The organism is Oleiphilus sp. HI0066 (assembly GCF_001635725.1).
Window position 1 is genome coordinate 1 of record NZ_LWFH01000763.1, and the last position, 727, is coordinate 727.

1 pseudogene is annotated in these 727 nt (G+C 41.3%); it reads right to left on the reverse strand.

Annotated features, from left to right (window positions below):
• A pseudogene (locus A3738_RS09195) lies at positions 1 to 205 on the reverse strand (hypothetical protein); the annotation flags it as partial.
• Positions 206 to 727: the final 522 nt, after the last annotated feature.

Consider the following 727-nt stretch of genomic DNA (forward strand, 5'->3'; position numbering starts at 1 on the left):
GCAGCAACATATCCGCATAACGTTGCTCACATAAGTAGCCTGCTTCGATCATTTGCTCGATCACATCATCAACGAGGACTTGTTCGTCCTCATCTAAATTCCGTAAGAGCTTATCTCTCAACTCGTGAATTGCATATTCACGCCTCGCTAACAAATCAACGGCTTTGTTTTTTAGTTTTTGCAGCAGCTCAGCTTGCTCACTCATACACACTCATCACACTTTATGCATCACCTAACAACAAGCGTCGAATAAACACTTCTTTGCTAGCAATTTCAAGGTTAAACTACTCCGATTACTTTTTGCTCAACAAGAACAAAAATATCATCTAACAACAAAGACTACCGTGGCAGGCAACTGCTACGTTCCAAGAATACAGGCACGACATGGCTAATTTCTTATCCAAGCTTTTTAAACCAAAATGGCAAAACAAATCTGCCGAAGTTCGATTAGAAGCTCTGCAGCAACTTGATCCAAATAACAATGAGCAACGTGAGATTATCGAATCTCTGCTCTTNAATGATGAAAACCCTTCTGTAAGACAAGCAGCACTGAGTAAAACAAGCGATCCAGCGCGCGTTATTGTACTCTACGCGAAGTTAAACAATGCGGACAAACCCGCTGCGGTTGAACATTTAACAAAGCTCAGTGAATCTTTAGGCCTTAGCCTATTTGACCTCATCGAAGACAAAACCTTTTTGGCGCAAATTATAATCGCCACTGAATCTC